Annotated in this window: 27 protein-coding genes and 1 tRNA gene; 10 read left to right on the forward strand and 18 right to left on the reverse strand. The window is 56.1% G+C overall.

Going from position 1 to position 23,205, the window contains the following annotated elements; genetic code table 11:
• Position 1 precedes the first annotated feature (1 nt).
• Complete coding sequence (locus tag AC2FFE_RS13980) at positions 2 to 691, reverse strand: pyridoxamine 5'-phosphate oxidase family protein (RefSeq protein ID WP_496846929.1); 690 nt, start codon at positions 689 to 691, stop codon at positions 2 to 4.
• A gap of 66 nt (positions 692 to 757) precedes the next feature.
• Positions 758 to 1,771 carry a carbon-nitrogen hydrolase family protein gene (locus AC2FFE_RS13985; RefSeq protein ID WP_496819821.1) on the reverse strand — a complete coding sequence of 338 codons (1,014 nt, stop codon included), beginning with the start codon at positions 1,769 to 1,771 and terminating at the stop codon, positions 758 to 760.
• Between the two features lie 128 nt (positions 1,772 to 1,899).
• Here AC2FFE_RS13985 and AC2FFE_RS13990 point away from each other — a divergent pair, with 128 nt between their 5' ends.
• Positions 1,900 to 2,856, forward strand: a complete 957-nt coding sequence (locus tag AC2FFE_RS13990; protein WP_496846930.1) for an AraC-like ligand-binding domain-containing protein — start codon at positions 1,900 to 1,902, stop codon at positions 2,854 to 2,856.
• A 91-nt stretch (positions 2,857 to 2,947) separates the two neighbouring features.
• On the opposite strand, the gene rplT is transcribed toward AC2FFE_RS13990, so the two are convergent.
• From rplT to pyk, 5 genes are all read right to left on the reverse strand, one after another.
• Positions 2,948 to 3,313 (reverse strand): 50S ribosomal protein L20, encoded by a 366-nt coding sequence (gene rplT / locus AC2FFE_RS13995; RefSeq protein WP_152457001.1) that lies wholly within the window; start codon positions 3,311 to 3,313, stop codon positions 2,948 to 2,950.
• A 14-nt stretch (positions 3,314 to 3,327) separates the two neighbouring features.
• Positions 3,328 to 3,528, reverse strand: a complete 201-nt coding sequence (rpmI, locus tag AC2FFE_RS14000) for a 50S ribosomal protein L35 (RefSeq protein WP_010443552.1) — start codon at positions 3,526 to 3,528, stop codon at positions 3,328 to 3,330.
• Positions 3,529 to 3,712: 184 nt separating this feature from the next.
• Positions 3,713 to 5,260 carry an alanine/glycine:cation symporter family protein gene (locus tag AC2FFE_RS14005; RefSeq protein ID WP_496846931.1) on the reverse strand — a complete coding sequence of 516 codons (1,548 nt, stop codon included), beginning with the start codon at positions 5,258 to 5,260 and terminating at the stop codon, positions 3,713 to 3,715.
• Between the two features lie 12 nt (positions 5,261 to 5,272).
• On the reverse strand, positions 5,273 to 5,710 hold the full coding sequence (locus tag AC2FFE_RS14010) for a universal stress protein (RefSeq protein ID WP_496819817.1): 438 nt from the start codon (positions 5,708 to 5,710) through the stop codon (positions 5,273 to 5,275).
• A 239-nt stretch (positions 5,711 to 5,949) separates the two neighbouring features.
• Positions 5,950 to 7,395, reverse strand: coding sequence for a pyruvate kinase (gene pyk / locus AC2FFE_RS14015; RefSeq protein WP_496819815.1), 1,446 nt, complete (start codon positions 7,393 to 7,395; stop codon positions 5,950 to 5,952).
• A gap of 127 nt (positions 7,396 to 7,522) precedes the next feature.
• Here pyk and AC2FFE_RS14020 point away from each other — a divergent pair, with 127 nt between their 5' ends.
• The 3 genes from AC2FFE_RS14020 (at position 7,523) to AC2FFE_RS14030 (ending at position 8,949) form a co-directional block, all read left to right on the forward strand.
• The gene (locus AC2FFE_RS14020) at positions 7,523 to 8,260 is read left to right on the forward strand and encodes an N-formylglutamate amidohydrolase (protein ID WP_496846932.1); all 738 of its coding nucleotides are present in this window, start codon (positions 7,523 to 7,525) and stop codon (positions 8,258 to 8,260) included.
• 58 nt (positions 8,261 to 8,318) lie between these two features.
• A complete protein-coding gene (locus AC2FFE_RS14025) occupies positions 8,319 to 8,558 on the forward strand; it encodes a DUF6868 family protein (RefSeq protein WP_496846933.1) in 240 nt (79 codons plus the stop codon).
• 76 nt (positions 8,559 to 8,634) lie between these two features.
• Complete coding sequence (locus AC2FFE_RS14030; protein WP_496846934.1) at positions 8,635 to 8,949, forward strand: DUF1244 domain-containing protein; 315 nt, start codon at positions 8,635 to 8,637, stop codon at positions 8,947 to 8,949.
• Between the two features lie 42 nt (positions 8,950 to 8,991).
• Here AC2FFE_RS14030 and AC2FFE_RS14035 read toward each other — a convergent pair whose 3' ends face one another.
• From AC2FFE_RS14035 to dgcN, 3 genes are read right to left on the reverse strand one after another with little or no spacing between them, the layout of a single operon-like run.
• Positions 8,992 to 9,852, reverse strand: coding sequence for a D-amino-acid transaminase (locus AC2FFE_RS14035; RefSeq protein ID WP_496846935.1), 861 nt, complete (start codon positions 9,850 to 9,852; stop codon positions 8,992 to 8,994).
• Between the two features lie 11 nt (positions 9,853 to 9,863).
• Positions 9,864 to 10,844: an N-acetyl-D-Glu racemase DgcA gene (gene dgcA, locus AC2FFE_RS14040; RefSeq protein ID WP_496846936.1), complete on the reverse strand. Its 981-nt coding sequence runs from the start codon at positions 10,842 to 10,844 to the stop codon at positions 9,864 to 9,866.
• Between the two features lie 52 nt (positions 10,845 to 10,896).
• Complete coding sequence (gene dgcN / locus AC2FFE_RS14045; RefSeq protein WP_496819809.1) at positions 10,897 to 11,898, reverse strand: N-acetyltransferase DgcN; 1,002 nt, start codon at positions 11,896 to 11,898, stop codon at positions 10,897 to 10,899.
• 295 nt (positions 11,899 to 12,193) lie between these two features.
• On the opposite strand from dgcN, the gene AC2FFE_RS14050 reads away from it, so the two are divergent.
• On the forward strand, positions 12,194 to 13,156 hold the full coding sequence (locus AC2FFE_RS14050) for an L-malyl-CoA/beta-methylmalyl-CoA lyase (RefSeq protein WP_496819808.1): 963 nt from the start codon (positions 12,194 to 12,196) through the stop codon (positions 13,154 to 13,156).
• Positions 13,157 to 13,210: 54 nt separating this feature from the next.
• Here the strand turns inward: AC2FFE_RS14050 and AC2FFE_RS14055 are convergent, their stop codons facing one another.
• Positions 13,211 to 13,792: a PA14 domain-containing protein gene (locus tag AC2FFE_RS14055; RefSeq protein WP_496819807.1), complete on the reverse strand. Its 582-nt coding sequence runs from the start codon at positions 13,790 to 13,792 to the stop codon at positions 13,211 to 13,213.
• A 119-nt stretch (positions 13,793 to 13,911) separates the two neighbouring features.
• Positions 13,912 to 14,364: an Lrp/AsnC family transcriptional regulator gene (locus tag AC2FFE_RS14060; RefSeq protein WP_353013236.1), complete on the reverse strand. Its 453-nt coding sequence runs from the start codon at positions 14,362 to 14,364 to the stop codon at positions 13,912 to 13,914.
• Positions 14,365 to 14,437: 73 nt separating this feature from the next.
• Between AC2FFE_RS14060 and AC2FFE_RS14065 the strand changes: the two genes are divergently transcribed.
• Complete coding sequence (locus AC2FFE_RS14065; protein WP_496819806.1) at positions 14,438 to 15,034, forward strand: LysE family translocator; 597 nt, start codon at positions 14,438 to 14,440, stop codon at positions 15,032 to 15,034.
• Here AC2FFE_RS14065 and AC2FFE_RS14070 read toward each other — a convergent pair whose 3' ends face one another.
• A complete protein-coding gene (locus tag AC2FFE_RS14070) occupies positions 15,035 to 15,868 on the reverse strand; it encodes an AraC family transcriptional regulator (RefSeq protein WP_496819805.1) in 834 nt (277 codons plus the stop codon).
• A 124-nt stretch (positions 15,869 to 15,992) separates the two neighbouring features.
• Between AC2FFE_RS14070 and AC2FFE_RS14075 the strand changes: the two genes are divergently transcribed.
• Entirely contained in the window at positions 15,993 to 16,955 is a 963-nt protein-coding gene (locus AC2FFE_RS14075) for an acetyl-CoA carboxylase carboxyltransferase subunit alpha (protein WP_496819803.1), read from the forward strand.
• Positions 16,956 to 16,959: 4 nt separating this feature from the next.
• Here the strand turns inward: AC2FFE_RS14075 and AC2FFE_RS14080 are convergent, their stop codons facing one another.
• From AC2FFE_RS14080 to AC2FFE_RS14090, 3 genes are all read right to left on the reverse strand, one after another.
• Entirely contained in the window at positions 16,960 to 18,090 is a 1,131-nt protein-coding gene (locus AC2FFE_RS14080) for a lytic murein transglycosylase (protein WP_496819802.1), read from the reverse strand.
• A gap of 112 nt (positions 18,091 to 18,202) precedes the next feature.
• On the reverse strand, positions 18,203 to 18,850 hold the full coding sequence (locus AC2FFE_RS14085; RefSeq protein WP_496819801.1) for a GntR family transcriptional regulator: 648 nt from the start codon (positions 18,848 to 18,850) through the stop codon (positions 18,203 to 18,205).
• A 30-nt stretch (positions 18,851 to 18,880) separates the two neighbouring features.
• On the reverse strand, positions 18,881 to 19,576 hold the full coding sequence (locus AC2FFE_RS14090; protein WP_496819800.1) for a M48 family metallopeptidase: 696 nt from the start codon (positions 19,574 to 19,576) through the stop codon (positions 18,881 to 18,883).
• Between the two features lie 100 nt (positions 19,577 to 19,676).
• On the opposite strand from AC2FFE_RS14090, the gene AC2FFE_RS14095 reads away from it, so the two are divergent.
• The 3 genes from AC2FFE_RS14095 to AC2FFE_RS14105 all read left to right on the forward strand — a co-directional run bounded on the left by AC2FFE_RS14095 (position 19,677) and on the right by AC2FFE_RS14105 (position 21,093).
• Positions 19,677 to 20,003 (forward strand): TIGR02300 family protein, encoded by a 327-nt coding sequence (locus AC2FFE_RS14095; RefSeq protein WP_496819799.1) that lies wholly within the window; start codon positions 19,677 to 19,679, stop codon positions 20,001 to 20,003.
• A gap of 141 nt (positions 20,004 to 20,144) precedes the next feature.
• Positions 20,145 to 20,220 (forward strand) — tRNA-Ala (locus AC2FFE_RS14100).
• A gap of 312 nt (positions 20,221 to 20,532) precedes the next feature.
• Positions 20,533 to 21,093 (forward strand): recombinase family protein, encoded by a 561-nt coding sequence (locus AC2FFE_RS14105; protein WP_496846937.1) that lies wholly within the window; start codon positions 20,533 to 20,535, stop codon positions 21,091 to 21,093.
• A 762-nt stretch (positions 21,094 to 21,855) separates the two neighbouring features.
• Here AC2FFE_RS14105 and AC2FFE_RS14110 read toward each other — a convergent pair.
• Both AC2FFE_RS14110 and AC2FFE_RS14115 read right to left on the reverse strand, forming a co-directional pair.
• Positions 21,856 to 22,479 carry a GIY-YIG nuclease family protein gene (locus tag AC2FFE_RS14110; RefSeq protein WP_496846938.1) on the reverse strand — a complete coding sequence of 208 codons (624 nt, stop codon included), beginning with the start codon at positions 22,477 to 22,479 and terminating at the stop codon, positions 21,856 to 21,858.
• A gap of 12 nt (positions 22,480 to 22,491) precedes the next feature.
• Complete coding sequence (locus tag AC2FFE_RS14115) at positions 22,492 to 23,112, reverse strand: thermonuclease family protein (RefSeq protein ID WP_496846939.1); 621 nt, start codon at positions 23,110 to 23,112, stop codon at positions 22,492 to 22,494.
• Positions 23,113 to 23,205: the final 93 nt, after the last annotated feature.

Below are 23,205 nucleotides of genomic sequence, written 5' to 3' on the forward strand. Positions count from 1 at the left end.
GTCAGGACGAGCCGTCCATCACCTTGGTCATGTATTCTTCTTCGGTGATCGTGCCGCCATTCTCGGCAGCTTTGCCCTGATCGCGCTCATGCAAGAATTCCTGGATCGGTGCAATCCGCTTCCATGCCGGAAATGGCTGCTTCCCTTCGGCGTCCGGGACGTAGACCGAATGAGGTTCGGCACGCTTGTGTTTATGGATCATGCGGGCACAATTTTGAAACACGCGCGTGACATCGACCGTCGCAACCATGTTGCAGCCGGGGAAATGCGCCATCAATTCCGGGTCTTTTGAGATTTTGGCATCGCCCTGCACACGGATGCGCCAGGGTGTTACAAAATCCATGAACAGCATCCCGACCTTGCTGGCCGCGTCGATGTTGCCCATCGAAAGCCACATGCCGTTGCCATCGTAGTTCGGAAAGACCAGCCTGTTACCGCCCAGAGATTTCACAAACCCCACCGGTCCACCTTTGTAGCTGACGGTCGGTTCGCCCTCTGCGGTCACGGTTGACAAAAAGAAGTAGTCGCGCGTCTCGATGTACTCGATATGATAGTCTTCCAACTCATCTCGAACGATGGCTTGAATCACAGCGTGCGATAGCTTGGTGTGCCCGTTTTCGTCCTGCACCTTGCGCTGCGCGTCGGTATAGAAATCCTCATGCGTGGGGATTGCGGGTGTTTGTTCTGTCATCTCTTCCTCCCTGAAAGAATGGCTGCGCGCGCCCCGCACCGTTTGGCACGAGGCGCGGCGATCCCGTCATTCAGCGGCTTCAGCCGGAGTGTCAGCAACAGGAACGATCTCCTCCCAGCCGGGAGCGTCATCGAAATTCACAACCGGGCGCTGGCGTTTGCGATTGATCAAGAGCCGGGTGCTGTCACGTTTGGCGTAGTGACCCGCAGGGTCTGCGGCGGCCTTGGCGTAGCCGATCATGTGCAGGTCGATGTCGGCATACATGATGCCTTCCTGATCGTGCGGGATGCGCTCGGCCATCTCCGACCCGTCTGGGGCATAGATCGCGGTATAGCCGCCACCAACCGGCAACAGAGCCTCCTTCTCTGCGTTTCCTTCGCACAGCAGGTCCTGCATCTCCTTCGTGACCAGCGCACAAGGCGCCAGCACAAAACACGATCCCTCGACCGCGTAAATCATCGAGGCGCTATTATTGACCTCGGGCCCCAAGGCATAGGCCGCGCCTTTGTAAAGCGCGAGGTTCGGCCAAGCGGCCACGTGGATCTGCTCGTTCTGGGCATACATGGCGTATTTCGACAGCGGCTGCATATGTTCCCAGCATGCAAGCTGCCCGACCCGCCCGATCTTTGTGTCGACCACATTCAGATCCGAACCGTCACCTTCGCCGAAGACGGTGCGTTCGACATGAGTGGGTTTCAGCTTTCGGCGGCGGTTGATGACCTCACCCGTCTCATCAAAATGCCATTGAGCGATATAGAGTGACCCACCGTCGCGTTCGCTGACGCCGATCGACAGCTGGATGTTGTTGTCACGGCAAGCCTTGGCGAGACGCTCTTCGTGTTTGGAGCCCGCCACGATCGAATTATCGAAATAGCGTCCGACGAACTGCATTTGCCAGGCAACCGGGCCCAACCAGACATGATTTGGATAGCCGGGAAGCCAGGTTTCGGAAAACGCGACAAGATGTGCGCCGCCGGCTGCAGCCTCTTCGATCAGCTCAACGGCCTTTGAAACACCAGCATCAAGGTCGAGAAAGCAGGGCGCGGCCTGAACAGCAGCCGCTTTGAATTGTGTAGACATGGTTGGAACCTCCTCTTGATCCGAGGAGATTGCCATTTCCGGCTTCAGCGTACTTTGGCGTTCGGGTCAAAAAACTTGCGTTTTTGGGCAGTCTGATAAACTCTCTCGTCAGTTTGTGAAGGCTGCACATGACACAAGTCGCCCAATATTCGACGACGGATGTTGCTCCGCGCGATCGCTTTGCCTATTGGCGCGAAGCGGTTTGCGACAGCTATGTTCAATTGGGCTGTGAATCTCAACAAATATCTGATTTTACGGGTGAATTGAGCATATCCAGACACTCTGTTCTGTCCATTTCGGCGATATCCGGGGCGCAGCACTCAGTCGTGCGGCGCAAAAGGGATATTCGGGCTGCGTCAGACGAATTTTTCCTCGTAAGTCTTCAGCGTGAGAACACGTCCAGAATCACTCAATTCGGTAACCAGTCTGTTCTGAGGCCCGGCGATATCGGCGTGTACGACAGTGCTCATCCGTATCTTTTGGAGTTGGAGAACGGCTTTTCCAAGACGGTCCTTCAACTACCGAAGGACCGTCTGCTCGCAAGACTACCCATTGCGCGCATGATGGGTGGCACACGGATAGACGGGCAGTCCGGGATTGGAAAGTTGGTTCGGGATAACATTCTGTCGCTCACCGATCATTTGAACGGTTCCGATCCGACAGTTTCAGAGCTTTTGCAGGAAACGTTGATTGACCTGTTGGCCACAGGCCTTGCGGCCGGCCGTAGCCAGGTGGCAGACCTCGCCTCTCCTGAACAGCACATGATTATCCGGATGCGCAGTATTATCGCGTCGCAATATGGCGATCCAGATTTGGACCGAAACAGCGTGGCCTTTGAGGTTGGCATATCTGTTCGCCGGTTGAACAGCATTCTCTCCAAGCAAAACAGTTCGATTGCCGAGGAAATCCGCCGGAAACGTCTCGATACTGTTGCCTCGCAGTTGAAAGATCCGCGCTATGAAAGTCTATCGATCAGCGAAATAGCAATGAACTGCGGTTTCAGTAATCTTCAGTACTTTTCTACGGTTTTTCGTTCTGAATTTGGGGTGACCCCCCGTGCATACAGGGCTAGTGAAAAAAACTAACCTAGAGCGATTTGCCGACATTCACTACCCTAAATCAAAAAAAGCCGCCCCAAGCGGGACGGCCTTTCTTTCACTGTCTCTTTTCAGAGAATCAGGCAGTCAAAGCAGCCTGAGCTTTGGCGACAATCGCGCCGAACGCTTCCGGTTCGTGCACGGCCAGGTCGGCCAGAACTTTGCGGTCCACTTCGATCCCGGCCAGGTTCAGGCCGTTGATGAAGCGGGAATAGGTCAGTGCTTCGTCATGCGAACGGACAGCAGCGTTGATACGCTGGATCCACAGCGCGCGGAAGTTGCGCTTGCGGTTCTTACGGTCGCGGGTTGCATACTGGTTGGCCTTGTCGACGGCCTGACGGGCAACCTTGAAGGTGCTCTTGCGGCGGCCATAGTAACCTTTGGCGGCCTTGATAACCTTCTTGTGACGGGCGTGAGTTACGGTTCCACCTTTAACGCGGGACATATCTTAATCTCCTCTTAGCGGTCGTAGGGCATGTAGCCCTTGACGATCTTTGCGTCGGGGGCGGACAGGGTGGTGTTGCCACGAGCGTCGCGGATGAACTTTTTGGTCCGCTTGATCATGCCGTGACGCTTGCCGGCCTGGCCAGCAAGGACCTTACCGGTCGCAGTCACCTTAAAGCGCTTCTTGGCGCTCGACTTTGTCTTCATCTTAGGCATTTCCGTCTCCTTCATTCGGGTTCGGTTTCAAACGCGACTCGGCATGCCATCTCGGCCGGTCACGCAACAGAAGCGCCGTTTACGCAAGTTCGGTCATGCTGGCAAGGGGGTTTTGACCAGAATCCGCAGATTCCACCGAAGGTCAGAGGCACCGGGGCGACACAGGCCGCCCCGGTGAAAGTGCTTAGTGCTCGAACTTGCGGATTTCACCGCTTTGCAGCCGTGAAGCGTAGGAGGCAAGCTCCTGGCGCACCACTTTCATCAGGAAGTAGAGCGCAAAGACGTTCACAACCGCCATCGCAAAGATCGCCGCATCCGAGAAGTCGATAACCGGACCAAGGTTGGCCGCAGCACCGATGACAACGAAGACGCAGAAGATGATCTTGAACACCAGCTCCTTGGTCTGACCTTCGCCGAACAGATAGGTCCATGCCTTGAGGCCATAATAGGACCAACTGATCATGGTCGAGAAGGCAAACAGGATCACCGCGATCGCCAGAACAAACGGGAACCAGCTAAAGGCGCTGCCAAAGGCTGCCGAGGTCAGGCTGACGCCGGTATTGCCATCAACGGTTGCAATCGCGCTGCCTGCTTCGTTCAGCAAGTAGTTTCCGGTTTCGGGATCAATGATCAGCTGCTGGGTGATGATGATCACCAAGGCGGTCATCGTACAGATGACAACCGTATCGATGAACGGCTCCAGCAAGGAGACAAAGCCCTCGGTGATCGGTTCCTTGGTCCGAACGGCCGAGTGTGCAATCGCAGCAGAACCCACGCCGGCTTCGTTCGAGAACGCCGCACGTTTAAAGCCCTGAATCAGCGCACCAACCATACCGCCTGCAACACCAAGCCCGGTGAAGGCACCTGTGAAGATTTGACCAAATGCCCAGCCGATCATGTCGGCATTCATGATGATGATCACCAAAGCAGCGGCCACATACATGACCCCCATGAAGGGCACGACTTTCTCGGTCACACGTGCGATCGACTTCAGACCACCCACGATCACAAGGAACACCACCAAAGCGAACACGATGCCCGTGATCCACCCGGGATAGTCGCCGACGATGCCTGCGATCTGCTGATGTGCCTGGTTGGCCTGGAACATGTTTCCACCACCAAGCGCGCCTAGAATACAGAAGATCGAGAACAGAACCGCCAGAATCTTACCACCCGGCAAACCCAGCTCGTCAAACCCTTTGGACATATAGTACATCGGGCCTCCAGAAACCGTACCGTCTTCGTACTCGTTTCTATATTTCACACCCAGCGTACATTCGGTGAATTTTGAGGCCATGCCCAAAAGACCGGCCAATATCATCCAGAAGGTCGCACCTGGACCACCGATGCCGATGGCAACCGCCACACCGGCGATGTTACCAAGACCCACCGTACCGGACAGGGCTGTTGCCAAGGCTTGAAAGTGGCTGACCTCACCCGCATCATTGGGATCAGAATAGTCGCCCTTCACCAGCCGGATCGCATGACCGAAGAAGCGAAATTGCACGAAGGCAAAATACAGCGAGAAAACCGATGCCGCGACAACCAGCCAGCCCACGATCCAGGGAAAGCTGGTTCCCGGGAATGGCGCGAAGATAAAGCTGACAAAGGGCCCGGTCGCAGAGGCAAATGCTTCATTGATCTGTTGATCCAGACCGGCCTCTTGCGCCAGGGCCGCGCTTGCCGTGAACAAAGACGCGACAAGCAAAGTAAGAAGTTTCAAAGCTTTCATTGTTCTGCCCCCTCAATTCACAACTGTGACCGGCACGTCGGCATGCATCACCAGATTCTGCGTCGAGCTGCCAAAGATACGCTTTTTGATACCGTCGGCCGAGGATCGGCCAACCACAATCTGCGACCCGTTGTTTTCAACCGTGATCGCATTCAGCGTTTCTGCCACGTCCCCGTGACGCACCACGCCTTGAGCTGTGAAGCCTGCTGCTTTCAGACCGTCCACCGCAGGGGTGACAATGCGCGTTGTCGCCAGTTCAAGCTCCTCCTCGCGCCGTTTGTGACGTTGGGCATTTTCTTCTGGGGTCTGGAATGTGTAGGGCGACCATTCGATGACATAGGCCACCAGAAGCTCGCAGCTACCAATCACTTTGGCCAATTCCTTGGCGAAGGTGAGCGCGCGTTCTCCGGTCTCTGTCCCATCCAGTCCGATGACAATTTTGTTTGTCATTTCGTTCCTCCATTTATGGTTGTTATCCGGGGCCCGTGCCCCCGGCGGGCGACCGGAACCTGGAACTTGTTGAGTGATCGCCCTAGGGCCTTTATCGGGAATTTCCACCGGAAAATGAAATACAATCTGCAAGTTTCGCCCTAAACGGACAAAATTCGCTTAGAAATCAGGAGATTCTTGGAAAAACGGCCCACCCCGCAACGCAGAGCAGGCCGATTTGAAGCAATTGATGTGCCCCGCTATTCGGGATCAGTGCTGTAGATCAGGCGTTCGTCGCAGGGTGCCACGCGCAAGATGTTGGTGGTGCCTGGCACGTTGAATGGCACGCCTGCGGTCACCACGATCTGGTCAGTCGCAGAGGCAAACCCACCGGCGCGGGCCGCACGAGCTGCATTGACCACCGCGCTTTTGAAACGCTCCAACTCGGGCGTCATGACGCAGTTACAACCCCAGCTCAGGCACAACCGGCGCGCCGTCCCCATCAGCGACGTCATCGCGATAATCGGCACACCAGGCCGTTCCCGCGCCGTCAACGAAGCCGTCGTACCACTTTGCGTAAAACAGCAGATTGCTTTGATATCTGTCTTTTCAGCAATCTCACGGGCGGCAGCAACAATCCCATCGGCCACGGTAGTGCCCTTTGCGGTGCGAGAGGCGGCAATGATTTGCGTATAGGTCGGGTCAGCTTCGACCTCGATAGCGACCTTGTTCATGGTTTGCACAGCCTCAATCGGATAAGAGCCCGCAGCAGATTCCGCGCTGAGCATGATGGCATCCGTGCCCTCATAGATGGCGGTGGCCACGTCGGACACCTCGGCCCGTGTTGGCATCGGGCTTTCGATCATGCTTTCCAGCATCTGGGTCGCCACGATCACAGGCTTGGCTGCCCCACGGCATTTACGTACCAGACGCTTCTGGATCGGTGGCACCGCAGAAACGGGCAGTTCCACACCCAGATCACCGCGAGCGACCATAATGCCGTCCGAGGCATCTAAAATGTCATCAAAGGCTTCAACCGCAGCAGGCTTTTCGATCTTCGACAGAATCGCGGCGCGGCCATCGGCCAGCGCGCGGGCCTCGAACACGTCCTTGGCCCGCTGTACAAAGCTCAGCGCCAGCCAATCGACGCCCAACTGGCAGACAAACTCAAGATCATCCCGATCCTTGGCCGACAAAGCCGCAACAGGCAGCACGACGTCCGGAACGTTCACGCCCTTGCGGTTCGAAATCGTACCGCCGATTTCAACGGTGCAATTCGCGAAATCCTGACCGCATTCATCGACGATCAGTCGGATCTTACCGTCATTGACCAGAAGATGTGCACCGGGCTCCAACGCCGCGAAAATCTCGGGATGCGGCAGACAAACGCGTGCGCCATCCCCTGCGGCAGGGTCAAGATCCAGACGGAAGGATGCCCCTTCAATCAGTTCCTCGGCGTCATTGGCAAACACACCAACCCGCAGCTTGGGGCCCTGCAGGTCCGCAAGAATTGCAATCGGGCTGTCCAGGTCCTTTTCCACCTGCCGTATAATCCGGTGCCGTTCGCGAATCTCATCATGGCTGCCATGGCTCATGTTCAGGCGAAACACATCCGCCCCGGCCTCGTGCAAAGCGCGGATGGTGTCATAGTCATTAGACGCCGGTCCCAGCGTCGCCACGATTTTTACATTTCTAAGGCGTCGCATTGCTTGTGCTCTCCTCGTCCCTCGGCAGTCACAAAATGTTACCGCAAACAGTTGCCGGGATGCTTATTGCGCAATTCCCTTTTCGAAGCAACTGCCCTACACCTGCGGCAAACTTGATGACAGGCTTATGACGTATTCTCCTTACTTTGTGCACGGCGAGGATCGCTCCTCCCGCTGGCTGATCACCTGCGACCACGCAACCAACACTGTTCCGCCTGAGATCAATGGCGGAGACTTGGGCCTTCCAAGAGAAGACATGGAGCGTCACATCGCCTATGACGTCGGTGCCTATGAAGTGTCAAAGCATCTGGGAGAACATCTGAACGCCCCGGTCATCGCGGCAAATTTTTCGCGGCTGGTGATCGACCCCAACCGGGGTGAGGATGATCCGACCCTTTTGATGAAACTCTATGACGGCTCAATCATTCCCGGCAATCGTGATGCAGACAAGGCCGAGCGGGAACGGCGTTTGAACCAGTGCTATCGCCCGTATCACGATGCGCTTAAAATGCTGGTCAATAAACCGGATGCAATTATCATCTCGATGCATTCGTTCACCCGACAACTCAGGGGACGCGAGCCGCGCCCCTGGCATGTCGGTGTTCTGCACACGCCGGATGAGCGGTTTTCGCGCCCACTGATCGACCGGCTAAAATCAGAAGATGATCTGTGCGTTGGTGTAAACGAACCTTACACCGGCGTTCTGACCGGCGATGCAATTGATAAACATGGGACAGCCCATAAACGGCCAAACGCCCTGATCGAGCTGCGCAATGACCTGATTGCAGACCACACCGGGCAACGGGCCTGGGCCGAGCGCTTGGCAGTGATCCTGCAGGACGCCTTGGTGGCCAGCAACCTTTGATCCACGTCATTGTTAGACCTCCATTTAGCCCCCATATTCAGGGCAGATGGAGGTGACCATGACACAGGAGTTTCTGATAACTGTCTTTGGTTGGATGGCGCTGCTCAACATCGCGGTATTGCTGTTCTCAACCCTTATGATCGTTCTGATGCAGGACTGGATAGCCGGATTTCATGGCCGCATGTTCCAGATGGAACGCCCTGACGTAAGACGCGCCTATTTTCGCTATCTGGCCAACTACAAGATACTGACCCTGATTTTCTGCATCATCCCATGGCTGGCCTTGAAACTGGCCTGACACAGAGCTTGTTGAAACGACGCCCGCAGACCGTTAGGTCAGATGCACATCGCACCCAACTGCCCGGAGCCAGACCATGGACAAACAAACCGAAATCGAACTTCAGGCTGCGGCATTCCGCCGGCTGCAAAAGCACCTTATGGAAGACCGCACGGACGTTCAGAATATCGACATGATGAACCTGGCCGGGTTCTGTCGCAACTGCCTGTCACGCTGGTATCAGGAAGCGGCGAATGAAAAAGGCATCGAAATGGGCAAGGACGAAGCCCGTCAGCTTTTCTACGGCATGACCATGGAAGAATGGAAGGCCAACTACCAAACCGAGGCCAGCCCGGAAAAACAGGCCGCATTCAATACGGCCTTCGAAGAGAATGTGGGCAAAAAAGACTGACACCCCTAGAGAAAGACCCGCCGGATTGGCGGGTCTTTGTGATTAGATTGCAGCCTTGCGGCTTTCATCCAGATAAATCTCGCGCAAGCGTTTGGCGATCCGTCCCGGCGTGCCGTCGCCCAGAGTGACGCCGTCGATCTCAACCACTGGCATGACGAAAGCGCTGGCCGAGGTGGTAAAGGCCTCATCTGCCTCTTTGGCTTCATCAATGGTGAACAGGCGTTCTTCAACTTCCATCTGCGCCTCAGCCGCCATTCGCAGAACAGCCTTGCGGGTGATGCCGTGCAGGATGTCATTGGACAAGGGACGCGTGACGATCTTGCCGTTCTTCACGAAATAGGCGTTGTTGCTGGTGCCCTCGGTTACATAACCGTCTTCGATCATCCAGGCATCATCACACCCAGCGGCCTTGGCCATCATCTTGCCCATCGAGGGGTACAGCAATTGCGTGGTCTTGATATCGCGACGACCCCAGCGGATGTCATCAATCGAGATGATCTTGGCGCCTTTGCGCGAGGCAGGGCTATCTGCCAGACCCGGCTTGTTTTGCGTGAATAGAACCAGCGTCGGTTTTGTATCCTCGGACGGGAACACAAAATCCCGGTCACCGTCACTGCCGCGCGAAACTTGCAGGTAAACCAGGCCTTCTTCGATACCGTTCAGTTCCACCAGTTTACGATGAATCTCCAGCAGTTCGTCCTTGCTGCAGGGCTCGGCCATCTGCAATTCGTCCAGCGATCGTTTCAGGCGCACCGCGTGACCTTCGAAGTCAATCAGCTTGCCGTCTAGAACACTGGTCACCTCATAGACTGCATCAGCCATCAGGAACCCACGATCGAAGATCGACACCTTGGCCTCGGTCTCAGGCAGGTAGTCGCCATTCACGTAAACAGTGCGGGTCATGTGTTGTCTCCTCAGCCCCAGAGGCCCATTTTCGGCGGATGCACTCCGGCGGTATCAAAAGTAAGCGGTGTGTCGCGGTCTTCGGCCAACAGAAGCGGGCCGTCAAGGTCTGTAACCATTGCACCCTGCGCCAACAGTGTCGCAGGGGCCATGGCCAGAGAGCTGCCGACCATACAACCCACCATGATTTTGTAGCCTTCGGCCAAAGCCGCCTCGCGCAGCGCTAGTGCCTCAGTCAAACCCCCGGCTTTGTCGAGCTTGATATTGACCACATCATACTTGCCCTTCAGTCCGGGCAAACTGGCCCGATCATGGCAGGATTCATCTGCGCAAACTGGCACAGGCCTGTTCATCCCGATCAGCGCATCATCTTCGCCTGCGGGCAAAGGCTGCTCTACAAGCGCCACACCCAACCGGACCAGATGCGGCGCGAGGTCGGCGTAGACCTCGGCGGACCAGCCTTCGTTGGCATCAATGATAATGGTCGATTTCGGCGCGCCGGCCCGCACGGCCTCGAGCCGGGGCATATCATCGGGCGTGCCCAGTTTGATCTTCAACAAAGGACGATGCGCATTCTCAGCCGCCTGTGCCTGCATTGCTTCGGGTGTTGCCAGCGAAAGTGTATAGGCAGTGATTTCAGGACCCGGAACCGGCAGACCAGCCAATTCCCATGCCCGCTTACCCACGCGCTTGCACTCCAGATCCCACAGCGCGCAATCGACAGCATTTCGCGCGGCCCCTGCTGGAAGCAAATCCAGCAACGTCTCACGCGTGAACTCGGCAGGCAGACCCGCGATCTCGGCTTCGACCGAGTCCAGCGACTCATCGTAGCGCGCGTAGGGCACACATTCGCCCCAGCCCTGATGGGTTCCGTCCGTAATTCGAACCGTCAGCACCTTTGCCTCGGTCCGCGACCCGCGCGAGATGGTGAACACCTGCGCCAGTCGGAACACATCACGAGAGACCTCTACCTGCACGCGAAGCTCCTTCATTTTTAAAAACCGCCCGCCAGAGACGTGTGGAGCCACTGGCGGGATGTTCAGATCACAAAGCAGCCAGCGCGTCCACCAGCTTGCCCGCACCAAAGCGATAGGGGTCAGTGGCCGGAAGCCCCAACTCTGCCTCAACCTTTGCGATATATGCCTTCGCGTCATCCTCGCTCAGATGCTGTGTGTTGATCGACACACCCGCCACCTGACAGTCGGGGTTTGCCACCTGCGCCAAGGGCAACGCTGTGTCGCGTAGCTGCTGCAATGTCGGCAGAGAATACTCGGGCAGGCCACGCATATGGGTCCGGGTCGGTTCATGGCACAAAATCAAAGCGTCCGGCTGCCCGCCATGGATCAGCGCCATGGTGACACCGGAATAAGAGACGTGGAACAAAGACCCCTGCCCTTCGATATGATCCCAATGATCAGGGTCGTTCTCGGGGGTCAGGTATTCCACCGATCCCGCCATGAAATCTGCAACAACCGCGTCCAGAGGAACACCCTGACCAGTGATCAAAATTCCGGTTTGGCCAGTGGCCCGGAATGTGGACTTCATGCCTCGCTTGCGCATCTCGGCATCCATCGACATCGCCGTGTACATCTTGCCCGCAGAACAATCGGTTCCAACGGCAAGGCAGCGCTTGCCGATACGCTTTTTGCCATTGGCGATCGGATATCCTACGGTCGGCACCCGCACATCGTGCAAAGTGCCCCCATGGGTCTGCGCAGCGGCAACCAGATCGCCCTCATCCCGCAACAGGTTATGCAGGCCCGATGCCAGATCATAACCCATTTCCAGCGCTGCGATCAGGACCTCTTTCCAGGCTTGGCTGATCACGCCACCCCGGTTGGCAACCCCGATCACCAACGTTTTCGCCCCGGCGGCTTTGCCTTCGGCCAACGTCATATCCGTCAGGCCGAGGTCAGCCTCGCAGCCTACCATACGCAATTGGCCAACTGCATTTTCCGGGCGCCAATCCCGGATACCGATGGCCACTTTGGCCGCCAACTGGTCGGGCGCATCGCCCAAAAACAACAGATACGGTGTCTCGATCATTGCGGTGCACTCCTTTGATTCCGGCTTAAGCTAGAGAAGCCCGCGAACGAGCGTTTCGCGTATTCACCAACCCTGCCACGTTACCGCGCGATTTTTTTGCGCAACGTGCTTTTCAGCTGCAAGAATCTTCGATCTTTTTAAAGTGATTAAACTTTAATCACCCATTTCGGATGCCACAATAACAGTTTCTGCACATGCAATGCCGCAGGCGCAAAATCACGGTTGCACCAACGCGTGTAATTTAATACCTCAATTTACAGAAAAATCGTAATTTCCTTACTCGCACGAGGTCCCGATGAGCTTTCGCATCCAACCCGCCGCACCGGCCCGGCCCAATCGCTGTCAATTGTTTGGCCCCGGCTCAAACACCAAACTGTTCCCCAAAATGGCCGCATCGGCTGCGGATGTGATCAATCTGGACCTCGAAGACTCCGTTGCGCCTTCTGATAAGGACGTCGCCCGCGCCAATGTGATCGAGGCGCTGAATACCATCGATTGGGGCGGCAAATACATGTCTGTGCGGATCAACGGACTGGACACGCCCTATTGGTACCGCGATGTGGTGGATGTTCTGGAGCAGGCCGATGACCGATTGGATCAGATCATGATCCCCAAGGTCGGCTGCGCCGCCGACGTTTATGCGGTCGACGCTCTGGTCACAGCCATCGAGCGCGCCAAGGGCCGGACCAAGCCGATCTCATTCGAAGTCATCATCGAATCCGCCGCAGGCATTGCCCATGTCGAAGAGATCGCGGCATCCTCCCCTCGGATGCAGGCCATGAGCTTGGGGGCCGCAGATTTTGCAGCATCGATGGGGATGCAGACCACCGGGATCGGCGGCACGCAAGAGAACTACTATATGCTGCGCGAAGGCGAGAAGCATTGGTCCGATCCGTGGCATTGGGCACAGGCGGCCATCGTCGCGGCCTGCCGCACACACGGCGTTCTGCCGGTTGATGGACCATTCGGTGATTTCAGCGATGACCAAGGCTACATCGCGCAGGCCAAACGGTCCGCCACTCTGGGGATGGTCGGCAAATGGGCGATCCATCCCAAACAGATCGCGCTGGCCAATGAGGTGTTCACCCCCTCAGACGAAGCCGTCTCGGAAGCGCGTGAGATTCTGGCCGCAATGGAGCAGGCCAAAGCCAATGGCGAAGGCGCGACCGTTTACAAAGGCCGTCTTGTCGACATCGCGTCAATCAAGCAGGCTGAGGTGATCGTTGCACAGGCCGAACTGATCGCCGCAAACGGCTGAACAAACTCAAAAAAAGGCGCCCATTGCGGCGCCTTTTTTCAACAGATCTTTAGACTATCGGCCAAATACGTCATCCGGCGTCCAGGTGAACCTTTCGCCCTGCTTACCCCATTTCATCATCAGGCAAGACGTACCCTTTTTCTGAAAATAAGTGATTTTAAGCGGGTACCAGCCAGCGCTTGGAACTTCGACCTCTGTCCGCTGGTTTGCCTCACAACTCTGGATGCCGTTGACATAACCGATTTGCTGCCCACCAACCCAGGCGTCGATACCGTCATTGGACCAGGTCTCTAACTCGTAGATACCGGGGGAATCGAATCGGAGATACCCAGTGATTTCGGCGGCTACATTGTAGGTTTCGTTAAACGTCAGGACCGGTTCGCCTTCGGTGGTGTCACGGTAATCCATGCCCAGCAATGGCGTACCGGGCTCACCCCTTTTCTTCAGCAGTTGCTCTGCTTTCGACAGGCTCTGCAATTTGCGCGGCGGGTTACCTTCCCAGGCATATTTCACATCAAGGCCCGAGTTTGGGCTGGGTTGAGGGTTAGCGGGTTGCAGCTTCAGCGGTGCTGCCGCAACAGACCCGGCGATCATCGCCACGGCAACAGCAATCGCCCCGGTTCGTAAAATCTTCATCATAGACTCCCTGTATGCGCCGCGTTTGGCCAACATGGATGGGTCTGCGACGTCATTGCGGCCACACTAAGATGTGAGTTTTAGCCCTGCAAGAGTGTACGTCTTCACATTTTGACGGCTCAGGCGCGCTGATCCTTGGGGGACCCCATAACCACATAAGAGGTGATCGAGGTCACGTGCGGCAGCGTGCCCAGCACTTCGGTATGGAAGGTTTTGTAAGATGGCAGGTCGGCGCACTCGACACGCAGCAGATATTCGATCGTTCCAGTGATGTTGTGACATTCGACAACCTCGGGCGCACGCTGCAGCGCACGCTCGAACCCTTCCTGGGCCGCTTTGGTATGTTCACCCAATCCGACGCCGATATAGGCGACGAAGCCCTTGCCCAGCGCAACCGGGTTCAAGACAGCGCGATAGCCCGAGATCACCCCGGCCTTCTCAAGCTCCTGTACCCGTCGCAAACAGGCTGAGGGGGACAGACCAACGCGATCCGCCAGTTCCAGATTACTAATGCGCCCATCCGCAGTCAGTTCACGCAATATATCACGGTTTATTTGATCAATTTTCGCCATTCATTGTGAATTTATGGCAATAACGCACAAGAACGCAATTTCATTTGCGCAAATTGCCGCAAATATTCGTCCCATGACCTATGATATCCTGCTCGCCCTGATTGCCTTTGCTTTCGTATCTTCAATCACACCGGGGCCGAATAACCTGATGCTGATGGCGTCGGGCGCGAATTTCGGATTTCGCCGGACGATCCCGCATATGCTTGGGATTGGTCTGGGCTTTACCTTTATGGTTCTGCTGGTGGGCGCTGGCCTGGTGCAAATGTTCAATCAGTATCCCATCAGTTACACGATACTGAAAATCGCCTCGGTCGTATATCTTCTGTACCTGGCCTGGAAGATCGCGCATGCAGCCCCAACTGAGAACAGTGCCGAGGTCGGTACGCCGATGACCTTTATGCAAGCGGCCGCGTTCCAATGGGTCAACCCAAAGGCTTGGGCAATGGCCCTGACTGCCACAACCGCCTATGCGCCGGGCCAGACTCTGAATGTCATCCTCATCGTCGCGCTTGTTTTTGGGGCGGTCAACTTGCCCTCGGTCAGCACGTGGACGGTACTGGGGCAACAAATGGCGCGGTTCCTGACGAATCCGCGCCGGTTGGTGGTGTTCAACTGGACGATGGCCGCGCTGCTGGTTGCATCGCTCTATCCAGTTCTTTGGCCTAACTGATCACTTCAACGGCAGGCAGATTTCCGTCAGCAAATCCTCGGGTGCGGTCTCACGCGGATCGTTGAGGTAGACCTCATAACATGGTTGATCCGCCGGTTCCTCACCCGAGGTCGGAAGCCAATTTCCGAACAGGCTGTCATAGGCCGCATGAATGCCGGAATACGGGCCTTTGAACGTCAGTACCGCCGTTTTCCCACCCGGGATGTTCATGCCTTCCATACCCTCGGGCGTTTCACCACCGCGGTATTCAGCGCCGGCGTAACTGCGCAGCTGATCCGAGGGCACCGCTTCAGGGTTATCCAGGTAAATTCCGATCACCGGGCCCATCTTGGGCCACAATTGTCGGGATTCGCACAGGGCGCCGAAGGCTTCAAAACTTCTACCGATTTCGGAGTAAGCGCCTTTGTGAGGCAGAGCAATAATGCGGCGGGTGGGTTCTGTTCGCGTCGTCACAGGATACATGGGATATTCTCCGGTTTTGAGATGTGGATGCGACGGAAGAACTTGGCCTGTCTTGCGAAACGCGGCAGGGCTGCTGCCATAGGCCTGAGAAAAGGCCCGTGTAAAAGACTTGAGATTGGGATACCCAATCTCGGCTGCGATCTGCGGCACTGGCCTATCGGATTGCAACAGCCAGGTTGCGGCGCGATGCAAACGCAACCGTCGCACCGCCTGCGCGCAGGTCTCGCCCGTCAGGGCCCGAAACACGCGATGCCAGTGGAACCGCGACATGGCGGCGACATCGGCCAACGCATCCAGTGACAGGTCCCCTGCGGGGTTGTCATGAATATATGTCAGAACGCGCAGCACTCGGTCTTCGTAGCGGGTCACCATTGGTGTCTTCCCTTTCTTCCTCGCCCGACTGAACTTGCATATTCTTGAACCACAAATCTTGCTGAGTTGCATCCGGGGCAGCCACACGGCATATAGCTAGGAAATTTCACGCAGGTGAGGCGGCATGACCCAGTATCTGGATTTCGAAAAACCCTTGGCCGAGATCGAAGGCAAAGCGGAAGAGTTGCGCGCGCTGGCCCGCGCCAATGAAGAAATGGATGTGGCCGAAGAAGCCGCCGCGCTGGATACCAAGGCCGCCAAGCTGCTGGAAGAGCTGTATGCGGATCTGACCCCCTGGCGGAAATGCCAGGTAGCGCGTCATCCCGAACGCCCCCATTGCAACGACTATGTCGATGCCTTGTTCACCGAATTCACGCCTTTGGCGGGGGACCGGAACTTTGCCGACGATCTGGCCGTGATTGGCGGGCTAGCCCGGTTCAATGATCAGCCAGTGATGGTGATCGGCCATGAAAAGGGCTCGGATACCAAATCGCGGATCGAGCGAAATTTCGGTATGGCCCGCCCCGAAGGGTATCGCAAAGCCGTGCGCCTGATGGAAATGGCTGGTCGCTTTGGTCTGCCGGTTATCACCCTGATCGACACTGCGGGCGCCTATCCCGGCAAAGGGGCCGAAGAACGCGGTCAGTCTGAGGCAATAGCCCGGTCGACCGAGATGTGCCTGAAGATCGGTGTACCGCTGGTCTCGGTCATCATCGGCGAAGGTGGGTCCGGCGGGGCCGTGGCCTTTGCCACTGCAAACCGCGTCGCGATGTTGGAACATTCGGTCTATTCGGTGATCTCACCCGAAGGCTGCGCTTCGATCCTGTGGAAAGATGCCGAGAAAATGCGTGAGGCCGCCGAAGCGCTGCGCTTAACCGCGCAAGACCTGCACAAGCTGGGCGTATGTGACCGGATCATCCCCGAACCCAAAGGCGGGGCCCACCGGGGCCGCACCGAGGCGGTTGAAGCTGTGCGCGACGCCATTGCCGCCATGCTGAAAGAGCTGGATGGCAAAGATGCGGCGGCCCTGATCAAGGACCGCCGTCAGAAGTTCCTGGATATTGGCTCAAAGGGGCTGGCGGCCTAAACCGTCAGCCACCCAAACGACGCAATAGCTCGACCGATGGCGTGCCTGTCACGGGCAGGCCACTGGCGCGCTGATAGCCGCTGATCGCGGCCTCGGTATTCTTGCCGATCACCCCATCGGCGCCTTGGGTGTCGTAACCGGCTGCTGTCAGGCGGCGTTGCAGTTCCTTCCGATCCTCAAGAGTCAGGCCCGTTGCATCCGGCCCGAACGAGGCTTGGAACGGCGCCCCTCCGGCGATCCGATCGGATAAATGCCCGACGCCAATCGCGTAGCTGTCCGAATTGTTGTAACGCTTGATCACGTTGAAATTGCGGAACACCGCAATTTTGGGGCCTGGCACCTGTGGCTGTATCACTGCATTGGGCGTGCCAGTTACGGTGCCAACCTCCCCACCCCAAGGCTGCCCACGCACCCAACCCGCACGCGCCAGATAGGCCGCGGTTGAGGCCAGAGAGTCCGACGGGTCCTCGGACCAGATATCGCGCCGTCCGTCACCCGTGAAATCAACCGCATAGGCCAGATATGAAGTCGGGATGAACTGTGTATGGCCCATCGCCCCGGCCCAGCTGCCGGTCATGTTTGCGGCTGAGGTATCGCCCTCCTGGATGATACGCAGCGCTGCCACCAGCTGTTTTTCAAAGAACGCACCGCGCCGCCCGTCATAGGCCAGCGTGGACGTGGCCGAGATCACCGGCACATCCCCGCGCCGCGCGCCATAGCGGCTTTCAAGCCCCCAGACGGCCACCACGACTTCTTTGTCGACGCCATACTGTGCTTCGATCTGAGAAAGTGTGCCATTGTACCGCTGCAGCATCTGTCGGCCGGTGCTGATCCGTTCATCCGAGGCGGCGATGGCCAGATAATCTTCGAGCGAGCGTTTGAACTCGACCTGATTGCGATCACGCTCGATCACGCCGGGCAGATAACCTGCCCCCTGAAAGGCGCGGTTCAGGGTGGATTGCGAGATACCCTGTGAAGACGCTCGGGTTTTGAAACCAGCAACCCAGGCGTCATATCCTGCATTCGGGACAGATTGCATGCGTGATGCGGGCGCCCGTGCCGGAGCCCCCCCGCTGCTGCACCCCGCCAGCACCGCCGCGCCAAGGCCGATAGAAAAGGTCCGTCGATTAAACATGTCTGACATCTGCTCTTGTTTGTGATTTGCCTCAGCCTAGCGCAGAGCGCGCGTGCAAACCAGAACGACAGCAAGGGTCAGGTGCGAATTCGACAGGTCGGCGGTTCATCGCCTAACTGACCAGCAATCGTAAGCCCTGTGTCACGTCCGAACGCACGGCAAGGCGCAGACCGGGCTCATCCCCGGCCTTGAGCGCGGCTATGATCAACTTGTGATAATGCGGCGGCTCTGTACGGCGCAGCCTGCCATAAAGTGCACGCATCGTAGGGCCAAGCTGCAGCCATACGGTTTCAGCCATGGCCAACATCGCGGGGGCTTGGGCCCTCAGGTAAAGCGTGCGGTGAAACTCCAGATTGGACCGGATGTATCCCACAGCATCGCGCTTCGTTACCATCTCGGCAACGGTCATATTAATGCTATGCAAACGGTCGATCAGCGCGATATGCGCGCGCGGCAAGGCGCGGCTGGCCAGTTCGACCTCTAGCAACGCCCGCAGTGCCGCCAACTCTTCGATCCGGTCATTCGTCAGCTCTGGTGTCGACACGCGTCCCGACGAAGACAGGATCAAAGCACCTTCAGCCGCCAAACGCCGCACAGCCTCGCGCGCGGGGGTCATCGAAACGTCGAATTCTTTGCCAATCCCTCGCAGCGTCAGCGCCTCACCCGGCGAAATTTCTCCGTGCAAGATTCGGGACCGCAGGGCGCGGTACACACGATCATGCGTTGCGATTTGAGAATCTGAGGGACGTGTCGCTAACATGGCCTCTTGTGATCACAAAAAACCGCAGCGTCAACTCGCATCGGCATCAAAACGGTATCGATGTAGGGTCGCGCCATGCTCGCGCAACCAGCGGCGCGGTGTGTCATAGGGCCCAAAAATGCGATCGACCTGCGCCCAGAACGCGGGCGAATGGTTCATCTCAACCAGATGCGCCACCTCATGCGCCGCGACATAATGCAGAACCTCGGGCGGCGTGAGGATCAGCCGCCACGAGAACATCAAGCCCCCATCGGAACTGCACGACCCCCAGCGCGAGCGTGTATCTCGCAGAGTCAGGCTATTGTAGGAGCGCCCCAGAATGGCGGCATAGTCATCGCAAGCTTCGGTCAGCCGATCCCGCGCAAGTTCCTTCAAGAACCGGGCCAGACGGCGCCCTTCTGACCCGGATGGAATAGCAACTTCGTTTTCGCTCAACAAAACCCGCCGGCCCGTTGCGCCTACGATTCGACGTTCGCGCCCTTCAACCGGGATGATGCCGCCAACGCGCACTTGTTCGGGGTCGGGTTGACTTTCCAGATGCCGTCGAATCCAGCCCTCTTTGCTGAGCGCGAAACTCAGCGCCTCTGTCTCGGGCACGCCATGCGGATAAGTTAGCGTAACCCGCCCATCCAATTGGGAAATCCGCAGGCTGATCCGCCGCGCCCGCGCCGATTTGCGCAACGTCAGTGGTACAGGCGGCGTACCCGGCAACGCATGTTCTCCCATATACCGACCTCTTCCGCGCAAAGGCTTTGACAGTGCCCGCCGCCTGTGGCAGGTGAACTGAATCTTTAAGACGACTCACCTGATATCAAGGGGATTTGACATGCCCAAGGAAGAATGGGGTGTAAAGCGCGTTTGCCCGACCACCGGTAAGCGGTTTTATGACCTGAATAAAGACCCGATCGTCAGCCCCTACACGGGCGAGGTTGTGGAACTTGTAACCGGCAAAAGCCGGATGATCGCAGCTGATGCCGAAGATGCGGCAACGGCCAAAGCGCGCGAGAACGCGTCCGAAGACGATCTGGTACTGGAAGATGACGAAGACGTTGATGTGGATCTTGACGACGATCTGCTGGATGATGACGATGACAGCAACGATGACGTGTCGTTGGATGACATCAAGGATATGTCTTCGGAAGACGAAAACTGATCTGTGCCCCGAGGCGGCCAGAAGCGGCCTCGGGACATCTCTAGAATGCTGACGGAAAGTTTGGCGCGTTTCCATTTTTGGACTTGCACTCACCGCCGCCGTCTCATAAACGTCCGCCCACTGCTGCGGCAGTATCTAGATGGGGCCTTAGCTCAGTTGGGAGAGCGCTTGCATGGCATGCAAGAGGTCAGGGGTTCGACTCCCCTAGGCTCCACCAAAACCTAACAGAACAACTAGATAGCAAGCATTAGAGCGGTGTGACACACAGGTGTGACACAAAATGAAACTGTATGCGTACCTCTCACTGTCCAGACACGGCATTTATTACTTCCGTTGGCCCCTGCCCGACACAAGACCAAGACCCCATACTAGACCAAACACCACACGTAGGACCCTTCGGGTTGTCTCGTTGAACCCTGCCCTAGCGACACAAGTAGCACACACGCAAATCATGTCTCACAGATATTGACTTCGGCTTTTGAGACAGTATGTATCTCAATATCTATGACTTTGAGAGACGGAACAGATCATGCTTGTTGGCTATGCTAGGACTTCCACTTTGGATCAAACGGCTGGGCTAGATGCTCAACTACGGGAACTTGAAAAGACCGGATGCGAGAAGGTATTCACCGAACAGGTATCCTCTGTGGATGTGAGAGCGCGTGAGAAGCTCATAGAGGCGCTCAACTTCATCCGAGAGGGTGATCACCTAGTAGTCACCAAACTAGACCGTCTGGCGCGCTCTATGGCCCACCTGATGGAAATCCGTAGCCAGCTTGACGCCGTTGGGGCGCACTTGACCATCTTGGGGCTTAGTCTCGACACTTCCACAGCCCAAGGCAAGCTGATGCTGAACCTGCTGGGCAGCGTCGCTGAATTTGAACGTGAGATCATGCTTGAGCGGCAGCGAGAAGGCATCGCCAAGGCTAAAGCTGCCGGGAAATACAAAGGGCGCAAGCCAACTGCATTGGAAAAGTCAGACGAGGTATTGGCGTTGGCGGGTGAAGGCGTTGGCGCTACCAAGATCGCCCAAAACCTAGGTATTAGCCGAGCATCTGTGTACCGGATACTCAAAACACGCCAAAGTTGACAGCTTCTGCCCTTGAGTAGGATTGATCCGGTTGCCGGGAGGGGCAAAGTATTGCCTTTTCTGAATCTGCACAGATGTGCGATTTTGTCGGATGATCTATCTTCTTTGCAATTCATGTGCATATTTGCTGATATTGGCTTACCCCTCCCTCAATTGAATAAAACCAAATCGGCCAGATGATCCAAATCCGTCATCTGTCTGCCGCTGCACGGTTAATAACTAGATTGTATACCAGTATGTAATCACACTGCATATGTATACCTGATGTATATACATAGATTATCATCATAGTTGATATTCATAGTATGTATACCGGTTGTATATACCGATACTAAACACCAAGGCTCATAGTCTGGTTGATACCTTAAATATACTAATAGATATATACCTTTAACATACACATAGTATGAATACCGACTAGTATACCCTGTATTATAAACCAAGGCTCTATAGCTAGATGTATATACCTGATATATACTAATAGTATGAATACCTAGGTGCATACCTTATATATTATATCATGTGTATATACATAGCATATCCAATCAATATCCATATATAGCTCCCTAGTGCAAATCACCTGCATAGTTAACTGAGGCTACACATCAATTGGATATACTTGGTATATACACTAAACAAGCAAGCAGCTTATCTATCTGATTTCAATGTCTTCCGGTCTGCCTACTCTAAACCCTGTCGCACAGTTTCCCTGCATTTGTGACAACGGTCTTCAAGACTCTATTGCCCTCGGCGGTCAGTACTTCACTCATCCCCCTCGTCATTGTCACCTGCTTGATGCGTATTGAGCCGCTCTGACAGTGTTTGACCGTCAAGTCCCCAGTACTGCCAACCATTGACGGACTTCCATGAGTAGCCGTCACGGTGCAGCAGGATCAGTGCAGCTTTGCTGACACTCATCGGTTCCCCTTCGAACAGTATCTTCTTCGGTGTCACGACTTCAGCAGTGATGCTGTCGTCGCCCGAGTATGTGAGCACATCACCGACTTTCACACCTGCATTGTCGAACACATAGTTACGCTTCTTTGACACCGCTTTCGAAAGAGCCTCGATGCCTATGTCGTCCTCTGCGATATCGTCCTTCGGTGTGACGTCTTTGCCGCCCGTCAATTTCATGGCGGCGATCACACGTTGTGGGTCGATTTTAAAGAACTCCCGGTTTGGACGAGTACGGTGATCTGCGAAGGCTTGGTGGAGCAATCTTTCTGCTTCGGCTTCATTCGGAACGTCCACCGCATACACGCAACGAAACGGTAGAGGGACGCTGGTATTATCCAATTGCCTAAGCCTCTGTGTGAGGTCGATAGTCCTTCCGATCTTCACGTAACCGTCCAAAGCTGGGTTAGTCAGTACATATACTATTGGCACAGTCGAGGCTCTCTACTTGTTTTGATTGCGCGCGGCTTGCTTTGCTTCAAATTGCTCCCGAACCTTCATTCGTCCCTTTTGCCGAGCATCAGCTAACCACAACTTCTTTCTTGCATCAGGAAGTTCAAGCGCGCTGTACTTACCATCTGAGAACTTGGGCCAGTCTATCGCCATCCCAAGCTTGACCATTTCTGCAGACAGGTCGCGCCCATCCTCAAGATAGCACTTTGCCACCGTACGACCGTGGGTATCCTCAGCAGTTACCTCCGCCCTCACCTTTTGTCCCGCACAGAGGGATACCAAAGCCCACTTGGCCTTCTTGCCGTAAGGGTGGTTGATCTCAGGCGCATCTACCCCAAACAAGCGCACTTGTGTTTTCTGTATTTTTATCGTGTCGCCGTCCACAACATAGGCTGAGCCTTCCAACACCTTTTGCGTGGGTTCTGGTACGGCACTGCCAGCATCGAAGCGCGGGGGCTGCTGAACCACTTGGGGGCGGGAAGCGTGTTGTTTTGGCTTTAAGTCCGACGTTGGCTGGTAGGTAGGCTTAGTGCTTCTGTAGGGCTGGTGTTTGCTACGCACAACGAACCACACAACTACCCCCGCACCGACAAGCAGTATCAATACTTCCACAGGATCGGACCTTGTAAATGGTTTAGTTCAAAACACATGCAGAGAAGCCCGCAGACGCACTGCACGTTATGGTTGATACTGGGATGACGGAGA

It is taken from the genome of Ruegeria sp. YTSA168 (genome assembly GCF_059610045.1).

Bases quoted from the DNA above. Each gene is read 5' to 3' on its own strand.
- dgcA (WP_496846936.1), bottom strand. From the start codon at position 10,844: ATGAAGGAGCTTCGCGTGCAGGTAGAGGTCTCTCGTGATGTGTTCCGA.
- AC2FFE_RS14005 (WP_496846931.1), bottom strand. From the start codon at position 5,260: ATGAAAGCTTTGAAACTTCTTACTTTGCTTGTCGCGTCTTTGTTCACG.
- rpmI (WP_010443552.1), bottom strand. From the start codon at position 3,528: ATGCCTAAGATGAAGACAAAGTCGAGCGCCAAGAAGCGCTTTAAGGTG.
- AC2FFE_RS14050 (WP_496819808.1), top strand. From the start codon at position 12,194: ATGAGCTTTCGCATCCAACCCGCCGCACCGGCCCGGCCCAATCGCTGT.
- rplT (WP_152457001.1), bottom strand. From the start codon at position 3,313: ATGTCCCGCGTTAAAGGTGGAACCGTAACTCACGCCCGTCACAAGAAG.
- AC2FFE_RS14020 (WP_496846932.1), top strand. From the start codon at position 7,523: ATGACGTATTCTCCTTACTTTGTGCACGGCGAGGATCGCTCCTCCCGC.
- AC2FFE_RS13985 (WP_496819821.1), bottom strand. From the start codon at position 1,771: ATGTCTACACAATTCAAAGCGGCTGCTGTTCAGGCCGCGCCCTGCTTT.
- AC2FFE_RS14065 (WP_496819806.1), top strand. From the start codon at position 14,438: ATGACCTATGATATCCTGCTCGCCCTGATTGCCTTTGCTTTCGTATCT.
- AC2FFE_RS14070 (WP_496819805.1), bottom strand. From the start codon at position 15,868: ATGGTGACCCGCTACGAAGACCGAGTGCTGCGCGTTCTGACATATATT.
- AC2FFE_RS13980 (WP_496846929.1), bottom strand. From the start codon at position 691: ATGACAGAACAAACACCCGCAATCCCCACGCATGAGGATTTCTATACC.
- pyk (WP_496819815.1), bottom strand. From the start codon at position 7,395: ATGCGACGCCTTAGAAATGTAAAAATCGTGGCGACGCTGGGACCGGCG.
- dgcN (WP_496819809.1), bottom strand. From the start codon at position 11,898: ATGATCGAGACACCGTATCTGTTGTTTTTGGGCGATGCGCCCGACCAG.
- AC2FFE_RS14030 (WP_496846934.1), top strand. From the start codon at position 8,635: ATGGACAAACAAACCGAAATCGAACTTCAGGCTGCGGCATTCCGCCGG.
- AC2FFE_RS14095 (WP_496819799.1), top strand. From the start codon at position 19,677: ATGCCCAAGGAAGAATGGGGTGTAAAGCGCGTTTGCCCGACCACCGGT.
- AC2FFE_RS13990 (WP_496846930.1), top strand. From the start codon at position 1,900: ATGACACAAGTCGCCCAATATTCGACGACGGATGTTGCTCCGCGCGAT.
- AC2FFE_RS14075 (WP_496819803.1), top strand. From the start codon at position 15,993: ATGACCCAGTATCTGGATTTCGAAAAACCCTTGGCCGAGATCGAAGGC.
- AC2FFE_RS14085 (WP_496819801.1), bottom strand. From the start codon at position 18,850: ATGTTAGCGACACGTCCCTCAGATTCTCAAATCGCAACGCATGATCGT.
- AC2FFE_RS14010 (WP_496819817.1), bottom strand. From the start codon at position 5,710: ATGACAAACAAAATTGTCATCGGACTGGATGGGACAGAGACCGGAGAA.
- AC2FFE_RS14055 (WP_496819807.1), bottom strand. From the start codon at position 13,792: ATGAAGATTTTACGAACCGGGGCGATTGCTGTTGCCGTGGCGATGATC.
- AC2FFE_RS14060 (WP_353013236.1), bottom strand. From the start codon at position 14,364: ATGGCGAAAATTGATCAAATAAACCGTGATATATTGCGTGAACTGACT.
- AC2FFE_RS14105 (WP_496846937.1), top strand. From the start codon at position 20,533: ATGCTTGTTGGCTATGCTAGGACTTCCACTTTGGATCAAACGGCTGGG.
- AC2FFE_RS14025 (WP_496846933.1), top strand. From the start codon at position 8,319: ATGACACAGGAGTTTCTGATAACTGTCTTTGGTTGGATGGCGCTGCTC.
- AC2FFE_RS14035 (WP_496846935.1), bottom strand. From the start codon at position 9,852: ATGACCCGCACTGTTTACGTGAATGGCGACTACCTGCCTGAGACCGAG.
- AC2FFE_RS14080 (WP_496819802.1), bottom strand. From the start codon at position 18,090: ATGTTTAATCGACGGACCTTTTCTATCGGCCTTGGCGCGGCGGTGCTG.
- AC2FFE_RS14090 (WP_496819800.1), bottom strand. From the start codon at position 19,576: ATGGGAGAACATGCGTTGCCGGGTACGCCGCCTGTACCACTGACGTTG.